The sequence below is a fragment of the Chryseobacterium sp. ON_d1 genome (assembly GCF_006829085.1).
Lineage (GTDB): Bacteria > Bacteroidota > Bacteroidia > Flavobacteriales > Weeksellaceae > Chryseobacterium.
In genome coordinates this window covers 167,998-190,973 of sequence record NZ_BJTC01000007.1, presented here as the reverse complement: position 1 = coordinate 190,973, position 22,976 = coordinate 167,998, and the positions used below count along the sequence as shown (strand labels likewise).

24 protein-coding genes are annotated in these 22,976 nt (G+C 32.7%); 17 read left to right on the top strand and 7 right to left on the bottom strand.

All coding sequences use genetic code 11. The features are described from left to right. Nucleotide 1: 1 nt before the first annotated feature. Together CRS_RS12815 and CRS_RS12810 are read left to right on the top strand one after the other, a co-directional pair. Nucleotides 2-700, top strand: coding sequence for an SDR family NAD(P)-dependent oxidoreductase (locus CRS_RS12815; protein ID WP_142724428.1), 699 nt, complete (start codon nucleotides 2-4; stop codon nucleotides 698-700). 40 nt (nucleotides 701-740) lie between these two features. Next, nucleotides 741-1,388, top strand: coding sequence for a MarR family winged helix-turn-helix transcriptional regulator (locus CRS_RS12810; protein ID WP_142724427.1), 648 nt, complete (start codon nucleotides 741-743; stop codon nucleotides 1,386-1,388). A gap of 243 nt (nucleotides 1,389-1,631) precedes the next feature. Here CRS_RS12810 and CRS_RS12805 read toward each other — a convergent pair whose 3' ends face one another. The 3 genes from CRS_RS12805 to CRS_RS12795 all read right to left on the bottom strand — a co-directional run bounded on the left by CRS_RS12805 (nucleotide 1,632) and on the right by CRS_RS12795 (nucleotide 3,519). Further along, nucleotides 1,632-2,126 carry a CinA family protein gene (locus CRS_RS12805; protein WP_142724426.1) on the bottom strand — a complete coding sequence of 165 codons (495 nt, stop codon included), beginning with the start codon at nucleotides 2,124-2,126 and terminating at the stop codon, nucleotides 1,632-1,634. Nucleotides 2,127-2,179: 53 nt separating this feature from the next. Continuing rightward, complete coding sequence (locus tag CRS_RS12800; protein ID WP_228451249.1) at nucleotides 2,180-2,449, bottom strand: heme oxygenase; 270 nt, start codon at nucleotides 2,447-2,449, stop codon at nucleotides 2,180-2,182. Nucleotides 2,450-2,958: 509 nt separating this feature from the next. Continuing rightward, nucleotides 2,959-3,519 carry an AraC family transcriptional regulator gene (locus CRS_RS12795; protein ID WP_226798640.1) on the bottom strand — a complete coding sequence of 187 codons (561 nt, stop codon included), beginning with the start codon at nucleotides 3,517-3,519 and terminating at the stop codon, nucleotides 2,959-2,961. Nucleotides 3,520-3,685: 166 nt separating this feature from the next. Between CRS_RS12795 and CRS_RS24740 the strand changes: the two genes are divergently transcribed. Genes CRS_RS24740 through CRS_RS12785 form a run of 3 tightly spaced genes read left to right on the top strand, consistent with a single transcriptional unit; the run spans nucleotide 3,686 to nucleotide 7,158 of the window. Further along, complete coding sequence (locus CRS_RS24740) at nucleotides 3,686-3,817, top strand: hypothetical protein (RefSeq protein WP_262484585.1); 132 nt, start codon at nucleotides 3,686-3,688, stop codon at nucleotides 3,815-3,817. After that, the gene (locus tag CRS_RS12790) at nucleotides 3,818-4,846 is read left to right on the top strand and encodes a pesticidal protein Cry7Aa (RefSeq protein ID WP_142724424.1); all 1,029 of its coding nucleotides are present in this window, start codon (nucleotides 3,818-3,820) and stop codon (nucleotides 4,844-4,846) included. 44 nt (nucleotides 4,847-4,890) lie between these two features. Next, complete coding sequence (locus tag CRS_RS12785; RefSeq protein WP_142724423.1) at nucleotides 4,891-7,158, top strand: glycosyltransferase; 2,268 nt, start codon at nucleotides 4,891-4,893, stop codon at nucleotides 7,156-7,158. 1,048 nt (nucleotides 7,159-8,206) lie between these two features. Here CRS_RS12785 and CRS_RS12780 read toward each other — a convergent pair. Continuing rightward, nucleotides 8,207-8,446, bottom strand: coding sequence for a hypothetical protein (locus CRS_RS12780; protein ID WP_142724422.1), 240 nt, complete (start codon nucleotides 8,444-8,446; stop codon nucleotides 8,207-8,209). A 546-nt stretch (nucleotides 8,447-8,992) separates the two neighbouring features. Further along, on the bottom strand, nucleotides 8,993-10,090 hold the full coding sequence (locus CRS_RS12775) for a calcium:proton antiporter (protein ID WP_142724421.1): 1,098 nt from the start codon (nucleotides 10,088-10,090) through the stop codon (nucleotides 8,993-8,995). Between the two features lie 464 nt (nucleotides 10,091-10,554). On the opposite strand from CRS_RS12775, the gene CRS_RS12770 reads away from it, so the two are divergent. The 8 genes from CRS_RS12770 to CRS_RS12735 all read left to right on the top strand — a co-directional run bounded on the left by CRS_RS12770 (nucleotide 10,555) and on the right by CRS_RS12735 (nucleotide 16,670). Continuing rightward, nucleotides 10,555-10,773 carry a hypothetical protein gene (locus CRS_RS12770; protein ID WP_047430084.1) on the top strand — a complete coding sequence of 73 codons (219 nt, stop codon included), beginning with the start codon at nucleotides 10,555-10,557 and terminating at the stop codon, nucleotides 10,771-10,773. Between the two features lie 140 nt (nucleotides 10,774-10,913). Next, nucleotides 10,914-11,252, top strand: a complete 339-nt coding sequence (locus tag CRS_RS12765; protein ID WP_172617063.1) for a cupin domain-containing protein — start codon at nucleotides 10,914-10,916, stop codon at nucleotides 11,250-11,252. Beyond that, nucleotides 11,245-11,475, top strand: a complete 231-nt coding sequence (locus CRS_RS12760; protein WP_076550606.1) for a hypothetical protein — start codon at nucleotides 11,245-11,247, stop codon at nucleotides 11,473-11,475. Before CRS_RS12765 ends, CRS_RS12760 begins: the two co-directional genes overlap by 8 nt. 7 nt (nucleotides 11,476-11,482) lie before the next feature. Continuing rightward, on the top strand, nucleotides 11,483-12,280 hold the full coding sequence (locus CRS_RS12755; protein WP_142724419.1) for a hypothetical protein: 798 nt from the start codon (nucleotides 11,483-11,485) through the stop codon (nucleotides 12,278-12,280). A 43-nt stretch (nucleotides 12,281-12,323) separates the two neighbouring features. Next, a complete protein-coding gene (locus CRS_RS12750; RefSeq protein ID WP_047430076.1) occupies nucleotides 12,324-12,587 on the top strand; it encodes a hypothetical protein in 264 nt (87 codons plus the stop codon). 785 nt (nucleotides 12,588-13,372) lie between these two features. Then, nucleotides 13,373-14,497: a helix-turn-helix domain-containing protein gene (locus tag CRS_RS12745; protein WP_142724418.1), complete on the top strand. Its 1,125-nt coding sequence runs from the start codon at nucleotides 13,373-13,375 to the stop codon at nucleotides 14,495-14,497. A gap of 159 nt (nucleotides 14,498-14,656) precedes the next feature. Further along, a complete protein-coding gene (locus tag CRS_RS12740; protein WP_228451248.1) occupies nucleotides 14,657-15,592 on the top strand; it encodes an alpha/beta fold hydrolase in 936 nt (311 codons plus the stop codon). 31 nt (nucleotides 15,593-15,623) lie between these two features. Further along, nucleotides 15,624-16,670, top strand: coding sequence for a serine hydrolase (locus CRS_RS12735; protein ID WP_142724417.1), 1,047 nt, complete (start codon nucleotides 15,624-15,626; stop codon nucleotides 16,668-16,670). Nucleotides 16,671-17,104: 434 nt separating this feature from the next. Here CRS_RS12735 and CRS_RS12730 read toward each other — a convergent pair whose 3' ends face one another. Continuing rightward, entirely contained in the window at nucleotides 17,105-18,667 is a 1,563-nt protein-coding gene (locus tag CRS_RS12730) for a serine hydrolase (protein WP_142724416.1), read from the bottom strand. Nucleotides 18,668-19,410: 743 nt separating this feature from the next. On the opposite strand from CRS_RS12730, the gene CRS_RS12725 reads away from it, so the two are divergent. Continuing rightward, complete coding sequence (locus tag CRS_RS12725) at nucleotides 19,411-20,430, top strand: sensor histidine kinase (RefSeq protein ID WP_142724415.1); 1,020 nt, start codon at nucleotides 19,411-19,413, stop codon at nucleotides 20,428-20,430. Continuing rightward, nucleotides 20,427-21,206, top strand: a complete 780-nt coding sequence (locus CRS_RS12720; RefSeq protein ID WP_142724414.1) for a LytTR family DNA-binding domain-containing protein — start codon at nucleotides 20,427-20,429, stop codon at nucleotides 21,204-21,206. The genes CRS_RS12725 and CRS_RS12720 overlap by 4 nt, the downstream gene beginning before the upstream one ends. On the opposite strand, the gene CRS_RS24450 is transcribed toward CRS_RS12720, so the two are convergent. After that, nucleotides 21,184-21,366 carry a hypothetical protein gene (locus CRS_RS24450; RefSeq protein WP_172617053.1) on the bottom strand — a complete coding sequence of 61 codons (183 nt, stop codon included), beginning with the start codon at nucleotides 21,364-21,366 and terminating at the stop codon, nucleotides 21,184-21,186. The two genes, CRS_RS12720 and CRS_RS24450, sit on opposite strands and share 23 nt — an antisense overlap. Here CRS_RS24450 and CRS_RS12715 point away from each other — a divergent pair. Next, a complete protein-coding gene (locus CRS_RS12715; protein WP_228451247.1) occupies nucleotides 21,360-21,692 on the top strand; it encodes a hypothetical protein in 333 nt (110 codons plus the stop codon). The two genes, CRS_RS24450 and CRS_RS12715, sit on opposite strands and share 7 nt — an antisense overlap. Then, nucleotides 21,689-22,768, top strand: a complete 1,080-nt coding sequence (locus CRS_RS12710) for an alpha/beta hydrolase (protein WP_142724413.1) — start codon at nucleotides 21,689-21,691, stop codon at nucleotides 22,766-22,768. Before CRS_RS12715 ends, CRS_RS12710 begins: the two co-directional genes overlap by 4 nt. Nucleotides 22,769-22,976: the final 208 nt, after the last annotated feature.

Genomic DNA, 22,976 nt, shown 5'->3' with positions numbered 1-22,976 from the left:
AATGAAAAACATAGTCATTATCGGTTGCGGACAGGGAATTGGGTTTGCTGCTGCAAAAATACTGTCGGAAAATCACAATGTAATCGGCATTTCAAGAACAGAAAATACTGAAATTAAAAATTTAAATATTCAATTTCATCCAATGGATATCCTTTCGGGGAATCTGAATGAAATTATATTCCCTGAAGTTATTGACGGATTGGTCTATGCGCCGGGAAGCATTAATTTAAAACCATTTAACCGTCTTTCGATTGAAGATTTTGAGAACGATTTCGAAGTCAATGTTTTGGGTGCAGTGAAAGCGATTCAGAAACTGTTGCCTAATTTGAAGAAGTCGGAAAGTGCTTCTGTTGTATTGTTCAGTTCAGTGGCTGCAAAGCTGGGAATGCCTTTTCACGCCTCGATTTCTGCAAGTAAAAGTGCTGTTGAAGGCTTAACGAAAAGTCTGGCCGCAGAATTGTCTGCTCAGAAAGTAAGAGTGAATGCAATTGCACCTTCTTTAACGGATACCAATCTCGCTTCAACACTTCTTTCAACACCTGAAAAACGGGAAGCATCCGGAAAGAGACATCCGTTGCAAAGAGTGGGGACTGCCGACGAAATCGCAAAAATGGTAGAGTTTTTATTATATGAAAATTCATCGTGGATCACAGGACAGATCATCGGGATTGACGGCGGAATGAGTAACATCAAATTGTAACCATTCCCAAAAACTAATATCTTTACCATAAATTACAGCGATGCAAACTGATTTTATCATAGAATTACTTCATCAAGTCAAAGAATTTGAAAATTCTGATGCTTGCAAACCCAACTCTACCGTTGATGATTTCCGCATTTGGATGAATGATAAAAAATATTACGACGAGAGTCCGACCAAACTTTTTAAGAATGAAAAACATCAGGTTTCATTTATCGAAAATGAAATTTGCAAACAGGTTCTCTTATTAGGACGATATTCTAAATTACTGATAAGAAAAGGTTTGGGAGATTTTCCTGAGTTAGCGAATGAAGAATTTACTTATCTGTACCGATTGAAAGACGAACCTTTTTTAACGAAAATTCAGTTGATCGAAAAAAACGGTCACGAGAAGCAGACCGGAACTCAAATCATCAAAAGACTTTTGGAAGCAGGATTTTTGGAGGAGAAAAATGATAAAGACGATAAGCGCAGCAAACGACTTAATTTGACTAAAAAAGGCGAAGAAATTTTCCACGCCTCGGTATCAGATGTGAATTTAACTTCAAAAATTTTATCCGGAAAGCTTGAAAAAGATGAAAAGAATGAACTTCTGAGGATTTTGAAAAAACTAAATGAATTTCATTCGCATATCTATGCTGACTATAAAAGCGCTGATATTAATATGATTGTTAAAATTTTCGGATGAATTTTAGTTAATAATATACTTAGATATCACTTAATACCTTCAAAGTATTATCTATATCTTCCAACAAATGGTTTGTATAGAGTCCCGTCAAGTTCACTAAAAAGCCAAAAGGCGCCAACTGAAGACAGTTGGCGCTACTTTTATTATTATCAATAATTAAATTTGTAATTATTAAAAAAATTATATCTAAATAATTTGGATCAGGTGCAAAAGTTGGGGCTAGGCAAAAAATAAATGACAAGTTTAAATTAATATTTGATTCAATGCACTTTTATAACACCCTAAAATAAATTCGGTATAATACAACTGTGCATCCAGTGCCTGAGTCTTATCATGAAGCTCTATGCGTTTGGAAAGTACAATCTCTCCTTTGTAACTGAATGAACAGAATGAATACACTTTAAATCCCGAATTTCTTACAGATGCAGCATATCCAGTAGAAGCAATTCCCCAATCTGTTCCAAATGATTCAGCCACCTTTACAGCCATTGTATCAGCCATTTTTGGGGTTTCAAAACCATTTTCCTTAACTTCAATTTGATTTATATCTAAAAATTGAATTTTTTCAGGTAATGTAAAAGTCGTTATTCCTCCTTTGTAAAACAGTTTTGCATTAGCCATTTGGGAAAAAGCCAGCTGTATTAATCCCGAGGTTACGCTTTCTGCTATAGAAACCGTTTCATTCATTGTAATGAGTGAAGTACTGATATAATCAAGTAAACTTTGCTGAAATTTCATGGGTCTATTATTTATGTTGATCAAAAAAACTTTTATGCTGCTGAAATCAATATTCAGATAACGTCATAATCATTCATGGTTGTCACAAAATAATGCTCAATCATTTCTCTGGCATTTCTGCACATTGACAAAAGATCTTCTCTGATCATATCTTCAAAAATAAAATCATCATGAACTTCAATAATGAACTCAGTCACTTTTTCGGTGTTCATCAGATCATAGGCCATTAAATCATTTAAATTATCTAATCTACATTCTTCCTTAAAAAAAGGAAGTTTCCGGGTAATGGAATTCTTAAACTGAAAAAGGTGTATTGTTTTCATGACTTTTGACGTTAAAGTGATAATAAGAAAGTCTGTTTTGTATTTAAACATGTTGTTTACTCATGAATGTTCAAACAGTTTTATGGACTCAGTTGATGAAAATTTTTATATATCTATCAATTCCTATAATATGGATGAAAAGGACAGAAACCATGGGTCTCCATCCTTGATTAATTAAATCCTTTCGAAAACAGATCTACTATTTTATCGGGATTTAATATGCTCATTGTCAAAATTGAGAATCCTTAAGCCTACTAATTTTATGTGTCGTATATTCGCTTTTTCACATCTTTCTTTATTACTACAATGTTTTCAAATACGGGAGAACGGCCTGTTGTTTGATAAATATTTTCAACTGTTCACTATATTTCCTATCTAAAATTGCACTATTTATAGTGATATAAACTTTATGGATTTTGTGAATTCCTGATTATTATACTACAAAGATGGCCGTTTAAGTGTTATACTAAGCTATATATATCCGGTATAATTTTACATATATCACACATTTATAAGTCTTCCAGATTTCCAAGACGTCTTTGTTTCAGCTGTTTATAAAATGAAGGGGAAAGTCCTGTAATTTTTTTAAACTGATTGGAGAGGTGGGCCACGCTGCTGTAATTGAGTTTATAAGAGATTTCTGTAAGATTAAGTTCATCATATAACAGCAGTTCTTTTACCTTTTCTACTTTATTAATAATAATAAAATGCTGGAGTGTCATTCCTTTCACTTCTGAAAAGGTATTAGCCAGATAGGTATAATCATAGCCTAATTTTTCACTTACATAGTCTGAGAAATTTTCTTTTGGGAGTTCATCTGAATAATGAATCATTTCTATCACTACATTCTTTATTTTCTCTATCAGGATACTTTTTTTATCATCTAATACTTCAAGTCCTGTTTTAAGTAAATTTTCTTTAAGAATCTGTCTTTGTTCTGAGCTAATATCATCCAATAATTCTACTGTCCCTAAATCAACGACAGCATTTTTAATGCCCAATCTTTCCAGTTCCTGATGGACAACCATTTTGCAGCGCAAACTTACCATATATTTTACATACAACTTCATCTCCCTTACTGTTTACATCTGTCAATTATTTCATTAACAGTCATTTATCCAAAGCTAGTCTATTAAATCGGAAATATCTATGATTTATACAACAAATTAAAAGACAATTGCAAAGCTTTCCTTTTTTAATGATTGAAATTTACAGGTAACAAAAAAATATTTCACAATGTCAAAAGAAAAAGACGGAAAAAAGAAATCAGATAAAACTCCACCCGCAAAATCTGCAAAAGAGAAACGGGAGGATAAAATGAGTAAACGAAGAGAAAGGGAACAAGAAGCCCGAAATACCGGCAACTAAATGGTATCCTTGAAAAAAGATGGAATTATACTCAGAAAAACAACATTAGACTTTGAGAGTGAAGGAGTTCTAAATCCTGCAGTCATTCAGGATAACGGAAAAATACATTTATTATACAGGGCTCTTGCCAGGAATAACTTCTCGAGTATCGGATACTGTATATTATCGGATTATAAGACTCCTGAAATACGGCTCAGCAATCCGGTTATTATCCCTGAATTTGAATACGAAAAACACGGTGTTGAAGATCCAAGAATTGTCAAAATCGATCACTTATTTTACCTTACTTATACCAGTTATGACGGGGTTAATGCATTGGGTGCACTTGCCGTATCTAAGGATCTAATATCATGGCAAAAGCTAGGAATCATTGTGCCAAAAATTCCATACAAAAAGTTTAAGCTTTTAGCAGAATCTCAAGGTGAAATAGGAGAAAAGTACAGACGTTTCAACAAACTCCCGCATACTCATATAAAGGATAAAGAGGTCTTCCTTTGGGATAAAAATGTGATATTTTTTCCAAGAAGAATTAATGGTAAGCTTTATTTTCTACATCGCATAAGGCCTGATATCCAAATTGTAAGGATAGAAAATATAGAAGATCTGAATCCTGATTTCTGGAAAGACTACCTCCTTCATTTTAAAGAACATATTGTATTATCTCCCAAATATGAGCATGAAGTAAGCTATATTGGCGGTGGATGCCCCCCTATAGAAACTGAACATGGATGGCTTTTAATCTACCATGGTGTACATGATACCATTGAAGGATATGTTTACAGCGCATGTGCTGCTTTACTGGATCTTGATACTCCTGAAAAAGAAATTTCAAGACTTCCTTATCCTCTTTTCAAGCCCGATGAAGAATGGGAACAGAAGGGAGAAGTGAACAATGTCTGCTTCCCTACCGGAGCCATCGTAGAAGGACATACACTCCATATTTACTATGGCGCTGCAGACAAAAGAATAGCTATTGCTTCTTTAAGCATCCCTGAATTACTGAAGGAATTACTACAGTACACATCATAATTGACTATTCTATACAGAATGTCACGTTTAAAATAAATATCAATATGAATAAAAATATAAAATCAGACGTGGAGGAAAAGACAAAAAGACAATCTTTACAAAGTAATAAAAACACAATTAACTATAAACCTGAAATTATCTTTATAAGTACTTTTCCTCCCAAGGTATGCGGTATTGCAACATACTGTCAGGACTTGGTACAATCCCTTAAATTAAAATTCAGAGAATCATTTAGCATCAGCATCTGCCCAATGGAAACTGAGGATGAGCATTATCAATATGAAGGTGATCCAGAATATCGCTTAAATACATCCGATGCCGTATCTTATCTGGAGCTAGCTGATAAAATCAATAAGAATAACAATATTCAACTGGTCATGCTCCAGCATGAATTTGGATTTTTCAACGAAACCCCCAACGGATTACTGCTTTTTCTTCAAAATACAGAAAAAGATATCATCATTACTTTTCACACCGTTCTACCAAAACCGGATCGGGAATTAAAAGAAAAGGTAAAAGAAATCAGCAGTTTTGTAAAATCTATTATTGTAATGACCAGTATTTCTGCGGATATACTGAACAATGATTATGATATACCACCTGATAAAATTAAAGTGATACCCCACGGCACCCATTTACTGCCATTTATCGATAAAACTTCACTGAAAGCGAAATACGGATTTAAAGATAAAAAAGTTCTTTCAACCTTTGGTTTACTGGGTTCGGGGAAAAATATTGAAACAACCTTAGAAGCTCTGCCTGAAATCATTTCCAAAAACCCGGATGTAATGTTTCTGATTATTGGAAAAACGCATCCCGGCATCATTAAGTATGAAGGTGAGAAATATCGTGATTTTTTGAAGGATACTGTTAAGAGGCTCCATCTGGAAAATCATACTTATTTTATCAATCAGTACCTGCCTCTAGATAAGTTATTGGATTATCTTCAGCTTACCAATGTCTATCTTTTCACTTCAAAAGACAGAAATCAGGCAGTAAGCGGTACTTTTTCGTATGCCATCAGCTGCGGATGTCCCATTATTTCCACGCCTATTCCCCATGCTTTGGAAGTACTGAATGAAGACCTGGGAATTATTATTGATTTTGAAGCTCCGAAGCAGCTTTCTGTTGCCGTAAATACATTACTAAAAAATGAAACTGTACAGGAAAAATTACGATCAAATAGTCTGGAAAAAATGGCTCCCACAGCCTGGGAAAATTCTTCTATTTCGCACGCCCTATTATTTCAACAATACAGCAAAGATAAAATGACATTACATTATACATTCCCCAACATTAATCTAAGCCATGTCAAAAATATGACAACGGATTTTGGGATGATCCAGTTTTCTAAAATCAACAAACCTGATATCAATTCCGGGTATACTTTGGACGATAATGCCCGGGCTATGATTGTAGCCTGCAGACATTATGAGCTGAGCAGAGATGAATCTGATCTTGATTTAATCTCAACTTATCTGAAACTTATTAAGTTTTGTCAACAACCGGATGGAAGTTTTCTCAATTATATAAATCAGTACAAGGAATTTGTGCAACAGAATTATGAAACCAACCTTGAAGATTCCAATGGAAGAGCTATCTGGGCACTGGGATATCTTCTTTCAATAAAAGCAATCTTACCGCAGCAGTTTTCCGATGAAACAGAATCAATCATTGAAAAAAGTATTTCATCTATTGAGAATATCCATTCTACCCGAGCAATGGCTTTTATCATCAAGGGATTGCATTATCAAAACTCTGAAAACAATATTCCATTATTGAAAAAACTCGCCAATCGTCTGGTGAAAATGTATCAGCATGAAAAACATAAAGACTGGCATTGGTTTGAAAACTATCTTACTTACGGAAACGGTGTACTCCCTGAAGCTTTATTGTGTGCGTGGATTACCACCAAGGATGAAATGTATAAACAGGTTGCCGATGAATCATTCAAGTTTTTGCTTTCTAAAATATTTAGTAAGGGCGGCATCAAAGTAATCTCCAATAAAGGATGGCTACAGAAAGAAACGGTTAAAAGTCCTGAATCAATTGGCGGGGAACAGCCCATAGATGTTGCTTACACCATACTTGCATTATCTACATTCTACAAGGTTTTTAAGGATGAAAAATATTTGCAGATGATGAGGAGTGCTTTTAGTTGGTTTTTAGGAAAAAATTATTTACATCAGATTATTTATAACCCTGCAACAGGTGGATGTTATGATGGGCTTGAAGAGAAAAATGTCAATCTCAATCAGGGAGCGGAATCAACAGTCAGCTTTCTCATGGCAAGGCTCTGTTTTACTAAATAATTAGTTTACTTGTTTTTCAACCAGCAGCCAACCCTATGATCAAAACTCTGATATCAGTCATTTATCTGCAACTCTGTAATAAGACCTTAGGTTTATGATCTTTAAGATTTCTTCTTTTTCCAGCTCCAAATTTATACAATTATGGGCATAATCACAGATTTTTTCCCTTTTATAAAACATCACTCTCTCAGTAAGAAAAAGACTCCGGATACTAACAATGTGTGATAACTGCAATATAAAAAAACAAGCTGTAATACATAGGTTATAAAAACACCACCTTGTACTGCAGCAATTAAGTTATATTAAATTCCACGTCATGAACACAAATCATCATAAAGGTGACAAACCTTTCAAATTCCTGAAAACTGGAATTTACAGTCAAAATAAATTTATAACTTTCTTGCAAAGAAAATTAAATATTATCACAGAATTGACGCATTAAAAAGTTATGCTTAAAAAATACCCTAAGAGCGTTAAAAATAAATACATTATTTCTACTCCATATACGACAATAATAAATAGAATCACATGACTTGCAGCATATTAATGTAATTTATTTAGATATACATTTACTGTTCATAATAGTTGTACATTCTCATTAGTACAATTGACTCTCCCCTAAAAAGGAGGGTTTTGTTATATACTCTCCTCCTAAGCATTAGAAAGGTTAATATCTGTAGGATATTAAATCGGACTGTAAAATTTACTATATAGTGTTTCCAGGATATGAGTATGATTATACCTCTACAGAAATCTACTCTTAATAGCGGGGATTTTTTATTTACACAGTTTTCGATTTTGCAAAATGTAATGACTTTTGTATGGGAAATTGTAATTGCTATGCGAAGCCGAAAGTGAAAATTCTAATTTTCATCATCATAGTGCCGTTGACCACTCCTTTAAAGATGTTATCGTTTTAGTAAGAGTAACAAATACTATATAGCTTTCAGAAACCATCAAAACGAAATAAGACAAAGCATCAATATTCCAAACAAATTTGAATTCTAACATTAAGCTATGATCGGAGGAATAATAAAGTATAGTAATGTTATGTTTTCTGAATAGCGTATTTATATATTGTATCTTCACTAAGATATAAATACAATCTTTTCTTAAAAATTCCTAAAAATGTTTTTTTCAAAATATAAACACGCTCTATTGTATGTAGCTTTTCTAGCTGATAATCAGTTAAAAAACATTCTATAGCATCTATATTTTCTCCAATTAATTGATCTTCTGATATAATATTCTGACTTTTATCGTGGAAGTAATATTTTTTACTAGTCATATCGATAAATAATTTTTATTTGTAAAATCTTTTTTTCTGTTCAGAGTACTTTTCAAACTTTTAAAGTATTGACTTAACCCAAGTTGTGAACCAATTTCTGTGTTATCTCATTAGTTTTTATTTGAAATTTCAATATTTGGGCAACATCTTTATAATCATATGATTTGTACTCATTACTAGTTGCACAGTCATAAAACAAAATATGGTTTACTGCAATAATTCCTAATAAGTAATAACTTTTAATTTCCAAGATCATGTTTATGGATTTCCATGATTTTATAGGTATAAGTATCTCATCTTTAATTTATATTTTCCATTTATTCTGTTATAATCGAAATTTTAGCTTTCTCTCCGTTTTAATGATTTCCGATAGTGAGAAATTATAAGAAAGGTCAGTTTGGTAAGGAAAAAAGTTCTTTTCATGAGCCTTCAAACGTTTTTTTGGATTCATGATGAAATATATTCTATATCAACCATCATATCATATAAACTAAAGATGGCCGTTTCACTATATATCAAGCTATATAATGCATAACTTAAATAGGTTTATGGTACAATTGTAATAAAAAGATAAATTAAAAAAATAGCGATCAATACAATTCCCTGCATGATATTAGTTCTGCCTGTTGCCAGTGAAACAGTAATAATAAAAAGAGATAGCCCTAAAAGTATTGTTGATTTGATATCTATCCCCAATGTCATTCTTATACCGGTTATTACAGATATAATGGCAATCGCAGGAATACTTAGTCCGATACTCGCTAAAGCTGAACCAAAAGCCAGATTTAATGAAGTTTGAATCTGATCACTTTTTGCAGCTCTGAATGCAGCCAGACCTTCCGGAAGCAGAACAATACCAGCAATAATGATACCTACAAGAGATTTGGGGGCACCCACAGAAACAACTATATGTTCAACATCCTTTGAAAGAAGTTTTGCCAGCAAAACGACTATTCCCAGGGATAAAATTAACAATATACAATTGATATACAATTGTTTTGTGGAAATTATTTTATTATTGCTTTCTATAGGCAGATTCTCGGATAATTTGTTTTGTGGAGAAATGAAAAAGCTTCGATGTCTAAAAGTTTGGATCATGGTAAATCCAAGATAAAGCCCTAAAGAAATCAAGGCGATAAAAAGCAGTTGGAGAGACGTGTATTCGCCTCCGAGGTGACTTACCGTATAATTGGGCAGAATAAGCACAAAAATAATAACAGAGGTCAGTGTAATCAGTGCCGTACTTACCCCCTGTAAGGTAAAGCTCTGTTCTCTATATCGTAAGGATCCTATCACAATACAGCTTCCAATGATTCCCGTAAGGATTATCATCACTGCAGCAAAAACCGTATCTCTGGCAAGAGTAATGGTTTCCAACCCTTTTGCTCCCATCATAATGGAAATAATAAGCCCTACTTCTATGACCGTAATGGCAAATGCCAAAAGCAAAGTTCCAAATGGTTCCCCCAAACGATGCGCAATAACTTCGGAATGGTACACCGCAGCTAAAACACTTCCTATTAAAAATAAAGTAAGAATCACAGAGTAATACCCTGAAGAAAAAACAGAATTTCCAACATAAGAGAACCATGCCAGGATAGGAATCAAAAATGTCCACATCCTTAAATATTTTTTTATATACATAAAAACATTAATAATTTTTACCATTGAATTCTCTTTTGGAGAGAATCAGCAGATTTATATTCTCCTTTTCAAAAACAGTTTTATAAATGATTTGAAGTGAACAGAGAGGTATGCCGGAAGTATTAAATAATGAAAGAAAAAGAAGTGAATACACTGGTTCTTTGAGTCCAGATTGTCAGCTCAATGCAATTATTCAGCAAGATACAAATAATCAATCACTTATTTGGAATTATCGAGCAGTATTTTAAGTTTGTAATCATTTCCTAGACTTAACCACCTCCATTACTTTATAAGGAGTCATCAAACACTGCTTTTATGATCAACCACATTTCAGATGTTCAAAATAAGCTGGAATTTTGTAAAAGTGTGATATGTGCAACATAAAAGAAACAATCTGTAATACAATAGATTAATAAATTCCCAACTTTGTATTGTAGCAATGAAGTTACACTAAAACCTACCTTATGGACACAAACCACAACAAAGGCAACCAATCTTTCAAAATTCCAGGAGACTGGGATGTGCAATCAAAACAATTGAAAGAAAAATTTTCAACATTAACGGACCACGACCTGAAGCTTGAAGAAGGTAAAGAAAAGGAAATGCTGGAAAGAATCGGAAACAGATTAAGAAAAAACCGTGAAGAAGTTCTCAATATTATCAAAGAAATCAATCTTTCATAAATTGTTTTCAAGGACAGTTAAAGCCAATGAAAAGATATATTTATCAAACGCTTTCACTGGAAAAAGGGATGGAATATTAGACAGTTCTGTCCCTTTTATTTACAATACCATGTGCTCTTTTTATGTTTAAATCCACAGTGATGAATCATAGAGAACTTGAAAAATCGAAAGTATATATTACAAGCCAGATTGTAGATTACATTCCAAATTCTGTAGTCAGTAAAAACATACTTGAAAAACTGACCGGTAATATCAGTGTTTTATCTTTTGATGACAAAGAAGGGTTATCTGAAAAGATATCTCCTTTCGATACTGTTGCACAGATCATTGAAGGTAAAGCTGAAATCATTATAGACGAAGCTTCTTACTTTATGGAAGAAGGTGAATGCATTATCGTTCCTGCCCATAAACGTCATTCAATAAAAGGAAATAAACGCTTTAAGATGATATTAACAATAATAAAAAGCGGCTATGAATAATCTAAACACTATATCTATTTTAACGAAAAAGATATTTAAAAAAACAGTTGAAATCCAAAAAGAATTTCCTGAACTGTATGAACTTCTAGATGAAACTCCATTATTTTTTTCTGAGAAAGAAAAAAATATTACGATAAAAGATTTAAGACAATATCTTGTTTCCCTTATCATACAACAAAAATCCTTTGAAAAAGGAACTATGAAGAAAAATGATCTACAATAAAATTCTAATGAAAAAGTTAATCAAGCATCCAAAGAGCAAATCGGGACTCAGAAATAAAAAAAATATTTCAAGAAGAGCCTATTATTCCCAGTTTACCTCTCTGTTCTATCTGCGAAATACCAACATCACCTTAGAAAGAGACGCTAAAGAAATTCTTAGAATGTTAAAAGAATTACAGCAGCTTATTAACAAATCAAGATTGATATTTAGCACATATTGCAGTTTAAGCCAGCATAACATGTGGCAGTCTGTTTTAGAAGACCTGAGTGAGAACATAAAGAATATTAAAATCCAGTTTGAATATATACTGGGAAATATTATTAAAAAAAATAAAATCAATTCACTCATATTCTGGCAGCAAAACAAACTCTACACAGATGAAATGGAAGTAATCCATAAAAAACTTATTCTGTTGACTATTCAGATTTTACCGGAAGAAGAAAGATTATCTTGGAAGGTAAATATTTATAATTTTTATGATGAAATTTTTTCTTTACTTACTCCACTTATCGGGATGTGCAGGCTTGAATTAGACTTTATAGAAAAATATTCACCTATAACCTTTAACCAAAATGTTATGGATATTATTAAAGATATTCCAGAAAATTACACATTACAGGAAGCAAAGGACTATGAACACGAATACATAAAAATATTAACTAACTACAGTCATGAATTATGTAGGAAAAATAATTTTTGGGGCAGCTTATTGTATATCCTTTCAGGCGGCTTGTACCCATTACCATCAGAACGTACCTTAACTAAAAAAAGGATCTACAGAAAAATAAAAGATAAGCTTTCTTGACAAAGCCTCAACCTAAATTTTACATCCTATTAAATAGTTTACAATGAAAACAATACATCTCTTTCGGTTTAACGATTCTATTTTCCGTAAAATTCCTTTCTTCAAAGAAGAAAATAGGCTGAAAACCGATGTAACAGAAATTGATTTAATGAATATTGAAATAGTAACTGAATATATTGTGAAAACCCATGATGACTTTAGTTTCGACAACACATCAGTAAATGATCTTTTATCGATGTGCAAGAAAGCTCAAAGAATAATTGAACATTACTTTATTTTGGGAGTGAATGGTTATGATGTTATTTGACAATTACTAATCAAACCTTATTCAGATAAGGAATTAAATGGAATTAATCCAATATACCGTCATTACTATTATTTTTTTGGTAGTGTCTCATTAACTGTGTAAGTTAAAAAGTTACTCTGGAAAATTTTGAGCCCCTTAGAGCTCAAAAAATTTTACGGAAATAACTTTTTATTATTTTTTAACCATTACATAGTTATGATAGACAAAGAAGACTTATTAAACGATAAGGATTTCTATAGGTCCTTTCTAAATTTCCCACCAAATGTTTCGAGATCTCTTCGTTTATGGGTACAAGAACGAACAGCCAAATAAACAGTTATTATTCCAACAGTAATTTCTACAAGTGTTGAAAACTTAATTGCATTAAACAAAAGTCTAATAGAGTTTGTATGATAAATTGGGGGACATAATTCATTTTTAATTTTGCTTAATCTAACCAAATCATCAATAAAAGTGTTTGAAGATACACTCGTTAAGGTCACAAACACCCAAATGGCTCCAATTTAATCTAAATTGAGCCATTTTTTTTGATTCCAAAATAATCTTTTTTAATGTTTTAGAAAATTTAGATTCGAAATACTAATAAATAATTTTTCAGAAAATGATATATCTCACAAATTACTAAGATTCTGTTGATACATTAAAGTATATAGTTAGCACCATTTTTATTTAATGAGAATATTATTTTAAGTAATAGAACATAATCAAAATACAATATTTTAAAAATGACTATTATCAATCATTTTTCTTCCTCACTTATATCCTATTTTTGCAAAAAAGATCAAATGGATAAACTCAATTTTCTGGAAGTTATTGCTGCGATTGCCGTTTTTGTATCGCTGCTGCTTGCCGTATTTTTATTAACGGTAAAGACAGAAAGAAAACTGGAAAACAGATTATTTGCAGCATTCCTTATCATTAATGCCATTGATATCAGCGGACTTTTTATGCATCTTTTTACAGATAGCTATAATCTGAAAGCTTTCAAAATATCTGCCTATTTATTGGTAATGCCTCTTTTTTATCTGTACGTTAATGCCGTTTGTTACTCTGATTTCACCTTAAAAAGAAAGCATTTACTGCATCTTATTCCGTTTATTGTTGCCAATTTAATTTTAGTTCCAAGACTTTTTATGGCAGAAGGAGCCGCTAAAGAGTTGTTCTTTAAAGATATGTGGCATTCCCCTGAAATGTTTTTTTATCAGGCAATCGCAGAACTGCAATATTTCTTTTATATCGTTGGTATATTTCTTATCCTTAAAAAATACAAGAAGATCTACCTTGAAAACTACACTGATCCAAACACTTTATCATACAAATGGCTGTCTCAGCTTACAAAGATTTTCTTATTCATCCACTTATGTATTATCATAAAAAACATCGTAAGATACACGCAGGATAGGGATTTATTTATCTGGTTGAATATTGTTGCCGGAACAGTTTTTTTATTAACTGCCTGTTGGTTTATTTTAAAAGCATTAAATCATCCTGAGCTTTTTCGAAGAATTGATTCTACCTTACAACCAACAGAAAATTTTGTTGAAACTCCGAAAACTGAGAATAAAACCGATGACACAAAAAATTTTCAAATCGAACAGCTCAGAAATTTTATGGTTGAAAAAGAACCCTTTTTAGAACCTTCATTAACGATTCAGGAATTGGCAAATCAGGTAAAAATTCCAGTTCGAGATTTATCTGTTTTAATTAATCAGCATATCAATCAGCACTTTTTTGATTTCGTGAATGAATATCGCATTAAAAAAGCAATGACCATTCTAAAAGACCCCACAAAAAGAGAATTAACCGTTTTAGAAATCTTATATGAAGTAGGTTTCAATTCAAAATCTTCTTTCCATACCTCTTTTAAAAAATATACGAATCAAACACCAACAGAATTCAGAAACAATTGATAATTAAATAATTGTAAATACTCGAACTTTGTATTGTAGATAATCGGACTCATTTTAATCAATAAAATGAGTCCGACTTTTTTTACACGGACGTTTTTCAAAACTTTCTACAGCATATTTGCACCAACATATTTAAAGTCAAATTAAAACTTAGAAATAATGAAAAAAATAAGTCTTTTTGTTTTTTTACTGATGTCTGTATTTTGTTTATCACAATTACAAACCGTAAAAATGGACACTCTCCTAAATGTAGAAATTGGTGGAATAAAACAAGCCATAGAAATCAAAACTGATGATGCCAATAAACCAATTCTGCTATTTTTATCAGGCGGTCCCGGAAGTTCAATGATGAAAAATGCGGATTCTTTCACCAATATTTTAAAGAATAAATTTACGATTGTTCAATGGGACCAAAGAGATGCGGGAAAAACATTAGAATTAAATCCTTCACCCATTCAGCCGTCAGTAGAACTTATGGGAAAAGATACTTATGAGGTTATTAATTTCCTGCTCAAGAAACTGAATCACAAAAAGCTTTATCTGTTAGGCAGCTCTTGGGGAAATGCTTTAGGATTTTATATTGTTAGAAATCATCCCGGATTATTGCACGCATATTATGCTGTCAATCCTGTAATAAGCCAACTTGCGAGTGAGAAAGAATTGCTTAAAACATTAAAAATTTATTTTAAAGACAACTCTGTTGCTATGGAAGAATTGTCAAAAGTACATTTTCCTTTTTCTAATGACGAATCTATGTTTTACTTAAGAAAGTGGCTTTTTTATAAAGATGGTAAGCAATATGTAACAAGTGACGATTTCAAAAAAGGCTTTCTTCAATGGTCAAAAACCTGGTCTCCTGCGTGGAATGAAGTAATGAAAATTGATTTACCAAAAACTTTAAAGAAAGTCAATTGTCCAGTTTACTTCTTTGTCGGTAAAAATGATATTCAAACGTTAACTTCCATTACAGAAGAATACTATCAGCAAGTGAAAGCGCTTAAGAAAGATTTATTTTTATATGAAAACTCAGGACATCAAATTCACAAAGATGAATCTGAAAAGTTTCAAAATACAATCATTAAAACATTAGATTAATATATTCCTCATTAAGTTATAAATTGTTACAATGAAATATTTATCCGTTATTTTATTTTTTGTCTTAGTTGGTTGTAAAAGTGTTCAGCAAATCAATCAACAAAAGGTTGAAAATGCGATTACAAAAAATGTGCTTCAGTTATTGAAAGATAAAAGATTCCATTCAGTTTCTATTGCAGTGCTTAAAAATGGAGAATCTACCATAAAACATTTTGGAGAATTAATGATTGGAAAAGGAAACAAGCCAAACGATTCTACACTTTATGAATTGGCTTCTGTAACTAAGACTTTTACAGGTTATGTAGCTGCAAAAGCCGTACTTGATAAAAAAATAAACTTAGATGATGATATTAGAATCTATCTTGATGAGCCTTATCCCAATTTAGAATTTAAAGGAGAACCTATAACAATCAAACATCTTATCACACATACAAGTGGTTTTCCTAATATGCCTCTAAAAAGTGAAAATAAAAAGGCTTTTTTTGGAGGATTGACACTCATCAAAATTGAAACGAAGCCCGGAGAAGTCTATTCTTATTCCAACACAGCTCCAGAGTTAACCGCATATATTCTTGAAAAAGTGTATCAAAAATCTTTTGAGCAATTGGTTATTGAATTTATTTTAAAGCCCAATAAAATGAACCAAACCAAATTTACACTCAATGAAAATGATAGAAAAAGATTAGTAAAAGGTTATAACGATAAAAATGAATTAATGCCCAACTACAACAGAACTTTATGGGGTGGAATTTCGGGATTACACTCTACGGCTCCAGATTTAGTGAAATATATGAAATTGCAGCTTGATCAATCAAATCCTGTTGTAAACGAATCTCATAGAAAATTACACAAAGAGGGTTCTGATTTTTGGGAAGGATATCATTGGTACATCATAGAAAATGATAATCTATTAATTTACAGACATAACGGCGGTATTTACGGAATGCAGAATTGGTTTGTAATCTATCCTAAACAAAATATTGGGATATCTATATTAACAAACACCAGCTTTAATGAAACAGGAGAAATTTTAGAAAAAGTGGTTGATAACTTGTATAATGATCTTAATGTAAAATAAAAATAATTCGCTCATAATAACAGTTTTATTTAGGATACATAAATTTAAATATCATTTAAAACCTTCAAAATATTGTCAATATCTGCTAATAAATGGTTTGAATAGAGTCCTGTCAAGTTCACTAAAAAGCCAAAAGGCGCCAACTTTTTATAGTTGGCGCCATTTTTATTCTTAAGCAATCATATCTTAATTGCTATTATAATGCTTGATTTATGATATTTAAATCCACACGAAAGAATTCGTATGGTATGGGAGAATAATGTAATAAATTTTGTCAAGTAGTCCATTGATGATTATATAAGGAAAATCAAATGTGGAGCTTTATAAAAAAGAATGTGGACCTAGCAGTCCACATTTTTTTACTTATATCTTCTTTTGGCGACTGGAATGGTTATTAAATTTGGGGGTACTCCTTATTTTTAATCCCAGATCTACTAGTTTTTTATTTTTTGAAAATCCAAATCCTGAAAGTCAAAACTAAAATCTATATTAGGTGATATGCCTTTCATCTTTATACTTTGTGCTTTGCCTTCTTCATCTAAGCTAAACATAGCGAATGCATCACAATTCATATCTTTATAATCCCATTGAACAGCAAACGTATTTGCCTTATAAAAACTCATAGGTCCATTTAGCTTTGGCGAACGGTAAGATTTAAACCACAATTGATTTCCTTTGGAAAAAATTTCAATTTTTCCGAACCATTTATCTTCATATATCCCAATTACATTCTCATTCTTTATGGTTATATTCTTTGCTTTACTTACTGTTTCCCAAACTTTTTGGGTAACATCATCTCCACTGCTTTTCTTCGACTGAAAATAGGCTGCATATTTATCTACCCATCCAAAATCGTTAAGCCCCAGATAGCTGTCAATAATGGTTTGGCTGACTGAGGAGAAAACTCCGCTCCCTCCGTTCTCGGTATTGGTTAAAATAACAATTCCCAAATTTAGATCAGGAATCATACTAACGATAGAAAGCATTCCAGGCAAACCACCTGTGTGTGATACACTCAGATTTCCTTTTATATCAGATAAATTCCAGCCCAAACCATACCCATTGAAATGTTGGTTATATCTTGGATTGGGGTTTACTTTATCTACAGTATGTATTGTCCACATTTCATTTTGTCTTTCTTTCGTAAAGAGTTCTTTATCCAAAGTAGAACCATATTTACCTTTATTCAATTGCACAAGCATCCACTTCGACATATCATCTACATTGGAGACAATTCCTCCGGCAGCACCATTAATCATTGCTCCATATAAAGATATCTTTTTTAGGGTTCCGGATTCTGAGGAATGAGGAGCAGCCATTAAACTCATATCTTTTACCTGATTGACAGAACTGAACGAGTTTTTCATTTGCAAAGGTTCCATAATACGTTTTTGAACAAAAGTTTCCCAGCTCATTCCACTTACCCGTGCAACTACTTCCCCAGCTACCAAGTAAAGCTGGTTATCATAATTAAATTGTGTCCTAAATCCTGAAACAGGTGCAAAATACTGAAAAGATTTTACCACATCTTTGATGGTAAAATCTGTACCGTCCGGAAACATCATTAAATCACCAACTCCCAAACCAAGTCCACTGCGATGGCATAACAAATCTTCTATAGTGAAGTTCTCCGTTACATAGTCATTGTACATTTTAAATTCAGGAATGTATTTTTTCACCTGATCTTGCCAGGAGATTTTTCCTTCATCTACTAAAATTGATAAAGCAGCCGTTGTAAAAGCTTTACTATTGGAAGCTATTTCAAAATTTGTATACTCATCAACAGGTAATTTTGTGTCTATTGATTTTATACCATAACCTTTTTTGTGAATGATTTTTCCATCTTTTACAATGGCCACCGCTGCTCCAGCAACATTGAACTTTTTTATTGCATTAATAACAAGTGCATCTACTTCTTTAGAAGTTATTTGTCCAAATAAATTACTAAATAATGCAGTAATTGTAATAATGAATAGAGACAATCTCATTTTTGTCATAATTGGTGATTTTATTCATGGTTTTATTACTCCTGACTTCTTGTTGTTTGAAGTTGGGGTTGTTTTAGATATTAACTGGTCAAAACTAGTATTTAAAAACCAGATTTCAAAGTCTAAAGGATGATATTAATGAGGGGCATTTCAGATTTTTAAGGTAAAAAAATAATTCTTTCATACGCTTAAAGTTATATTGCAAACAACTTTACAACGATAAGGAATTAGATGCTAAGATAAAAATTGTTAATTCTTGTTTAATCTGGCTCAAACGGACCAAATCATCGATAAAAGTGCTTGAAGATATGCTTGTTTTGGTCACTAAAAATCCAAAAGGCGCCAACTAAAGACAGTTGGCGCCATTTTTAATAACAGTTCTTAATAGAGTTTTAATCTTGAAAGTTCTGTTAAGAAAAATGATTCTATTTAAATCTCAAATTCAGTGAAATAATAGCAGGCTTCATTCCCACGGATTTCGTGTAATGTCCGTATCTGATTTCCAGCATATTCAGCCTTTAGCCCACAAATAAACCGTTCTTCGGACTGATTCTGATTCCTGCTCCGTAAAAATTTCAAAAGCCATTGAAGCTGATATCTCAGAACAGAAAGTTCCTGTTGTAATTGTTTTAACTGGATTACCCACGAATTTTTACGATATGGTCTTCAGAATGTATTCTTTCGCCACCCAATTTTACAGTTTCACCTGTTTATTGCATTGTTACTTTCAATATTTTACTTTCTTTGTAAAAATGATTAAGAGCGAGAGAAAAATATATCTGTATAGTGCCTTACTGATTACACTGGTCGTCAATTCAGCAAAACTGATGGCACTTAATAGTGATGGGATTATTGCCCGTTACTGGCAGTTCAATATTTGGGAGTATGGTTTTCAGTTTATCTACAATTTGATGTTCTGTCTCGTCTTATTTTATCTTAATCTTTCTGATGGTAAATTTTTTAGTGGGTTTAGAGAAAACAAAGAATATTGGAAAATTTACATATTCAATATTGTAGTGGTTGTAGCAGCTATTATATTGGGAAGCCTGATCCATTCTGTGTGGTTTGGAGTTCTCCAGTTTCCTGGAGGCAGAATAAGGGGATATTTTGCCCGGTTTTTGCTCAGCAGTATCATGACTGCCGTAATGATCCGTCTTATTCTTCTGATGCGCGAAAGCAGAAATAAAGATCTTATTAACGAGCAGCTCAATTCTGCTTATCTTACAGCACAACTGCAGTTGCTTCAGGAACAATTAAACCCACATTTTCTGTTCAATACGCTAAGCAGTCTTTCTGCCATTGTAAGAGAAAATCCGCCTTTTGCCCAAAACTATATTCAACATCTTTCCAAAATATTCAGATATACTCTGCTCCGTTCAGGAAATGATTTGGTAACTCTTGAGAAAGAGCTTGATTACTTGAATTCTTATATCCAACTCATAAAAATGCGGTTGGAAAACACCTGTCAGATTCAAATCAATCTCAGCGAAAACATTTTGAGTAAAGAACTACTTCATTTATCACTGCAACCTCTGGTGGAAAATGCTGTTAAACATAACAAAGCTACAGTTTCATCTCCTTTAATCGTAGAAATTTATGACGAAGATAAATGGCTTATCATCCGAAATAATCTTCAACCTACTATTAGTGAAACAGAAGGAACCGGACTTGGTCTTGTCAATCTTAATGAAAGATATAAACTACAGTTTCATAAGGAAATAGAAATCCTTCAAACGGAGCAATATTTCACAGTAAAACTTCCTTTATTATGACACAGAATTTACATATCGTAATTATTGAAGATGAAGCTGCTACTGCAAGAAATCTGGAATATATCCTACAGGAAATCGATCCTGGGATTGAGATTATTAAAACATTACAAAGCGTCGCTGAAGCAATAGACTGGTTCGAAACAAACGATAATATTTATGATGTGATATTTTCAGATATACGCCTTTCAGATGGATTATCATTTGAAATCTTCAGCAAAACGAAAATATTAAAACCTGTTATTTTTGTAACCGCCTATAATGATTATGCTATCGAGGCTTTTCGGAACAATGGTATTGATTATGTTTTAAAACCTTTTGACAGGGAGGAAATACTGCGGACTTTACTTAAATATAATACTCTTATTGCTTCCGATGTAAACAACGAACTGTCTAAAACAAAGTCTTTGCTGCACGAGCTTCAGTATGCCACAAAACAATATAAAAAATCATTCCTGATCCATTATTGCGGAAGACTTATTCCCGTGGAAGCAGCTAAAATCAATTGGTTTTACACAGCTAACGAAATAGTGTATGCATATCTTGCTGATGGCAGGCAATATGTTGTGGAATTTACACTGGAACAACTGGAACGTGAGCTTAATACTTCCCTTTTTTTCAGGGCAAACCGCCAATTCATTATCAATAAAACTGCTGTAGACGCAGTAGAATATTTTTTTAACGGAAGACTGCTTGTGAAAGTACATCCGTTACCTCAGGAACAGATAATCGTAAGCAAAGCAAAAGCCATGGATTTTAGAAAGTGGCTGGATCAGTGATAATTTCACCCCTGGATTTAGCAGGTTCACCTTTTTTTATATTAAAGTAAATATCGGGTATTGCTACATTTGTTTCATTAAAAATTAAAATTCTCCAAGATGCTTTTAAAACAAAAAAAACAATAGCCGCTTGTTGTAATGGCATTTCTATGGATGACATTTACAAATGTATCGGCACAGGCAAAAAAATTAAAGGACACTACTCCGGAACAGCGTGCCAAGATGCAGACGGAATGGATGACAACTAAACTGGCTTTGAATACGTCACAAATCCAGAAAGTTTCTGCGCTTAACCTTCAGTATGCCCAAAAGAATGAACCTATTATTCAGAGTAGCGAAAATAAACTCTCTAAATTCAAAAAACTGAAAGCTCTACAGAAAGAAAAATCTAATGCACTGAGCCAAATTCTGGATGCAGCACAATATCAGAAGTATCAGGAAATTAAAGATCAGATGATTCAAACTTTAAAAGAAAAAAGAAAATGAAAAAACTATTTTATCCATGGGTAATGATTTTGTTTATTACCACCTCAGCATGTTCTCAGAACACTAATGACACTGACGAAGCGGCTCCTATTCAGCCAAAGCTTGGCAGCAGTTTTCAGGGACCTATTCAGAAACCGATATCAGGATATGGTGCAGATGGCAATTATGAAGTGGCTGAAATTGATTTTAATAATCCACAATATGCAGGAACACAGGTTTCTATTTTCTATCCTAAAGGAATTACGTCTCCCAGACCTACGATATTCTTTTCACATCCGTTTGGTGGTGAAGACAAGGATTATAATATAGAACTCTATAACTTTATCGCAAAAAAGGGTTATGTTGTGGTATTTGTACCTTACCGTACTGTTGATATCAGTGTTGATCACCGTTACCAAACCCTATGGGAAGGCTTCATAAAAGCTGCAACAGATTATCCCAATATTATTGATACTCAGAAAGTAGGATTTATGGGGCATTCTTTCGGAGGTGGAGCAAGTATTGATCTTGCCTATAAAGCATTTACGGAAAAAGGTTGGGGACAAAACGGACGTTTTCTTTTCACCATGGCTCCGTGGTATTCTTTTAACTGGAACAGTACATTGACTACCCAACAGCAATTGCAGAGTTTTCCTTCTAACACCAAAATGATCACCCAGGTCTATGACGAAGATGATGTCAACGATCACAGAATGGCAATTGATATCTTTAAAAACATTAATATTTCTAATGCTGAAAAAGATTTCATTTATATTAAATCATCTACTGTTAACGGATACAATTATGTAACAGATCACGCAATGCCAAGCTCCCGAAAAGTATTTGATGCATTGGATTATTATGGTGTATATCGTCTTTTAGATGCCATGATGGATTACAGCTTCAACGGTAATACGAGTGCCAAAAATGTGGCTTTAGGTAATGGTTCTGCTGCACAAGTTACCATGCCTTCCTATAGCGGACAGTCAATGGCTCCGCTGGAAGTTACAGATAATCCTACTCCTAAATATCTGCAAATCAAATATCAGTTTCCATGTGGAAGCAGTACGAACCCTAGAATTTCTTACTGTAACTAGTATGAAAAACAGCTTTCTTTGAAAAAAACACATTTAAAATAATAATTAAAAGGCTTTCCCGCTATGTGGAAGGTCTTTTTTAATTATCAAAAACTACTTATTTCAGGAGGTACAAAATAATCAATTAATAGTATATTGTGTTCAAAAACAATTAACAATGTCTGTCAAAAATCAGGTTGAAAACCCAACAAAAAAGATCAAAAATTCT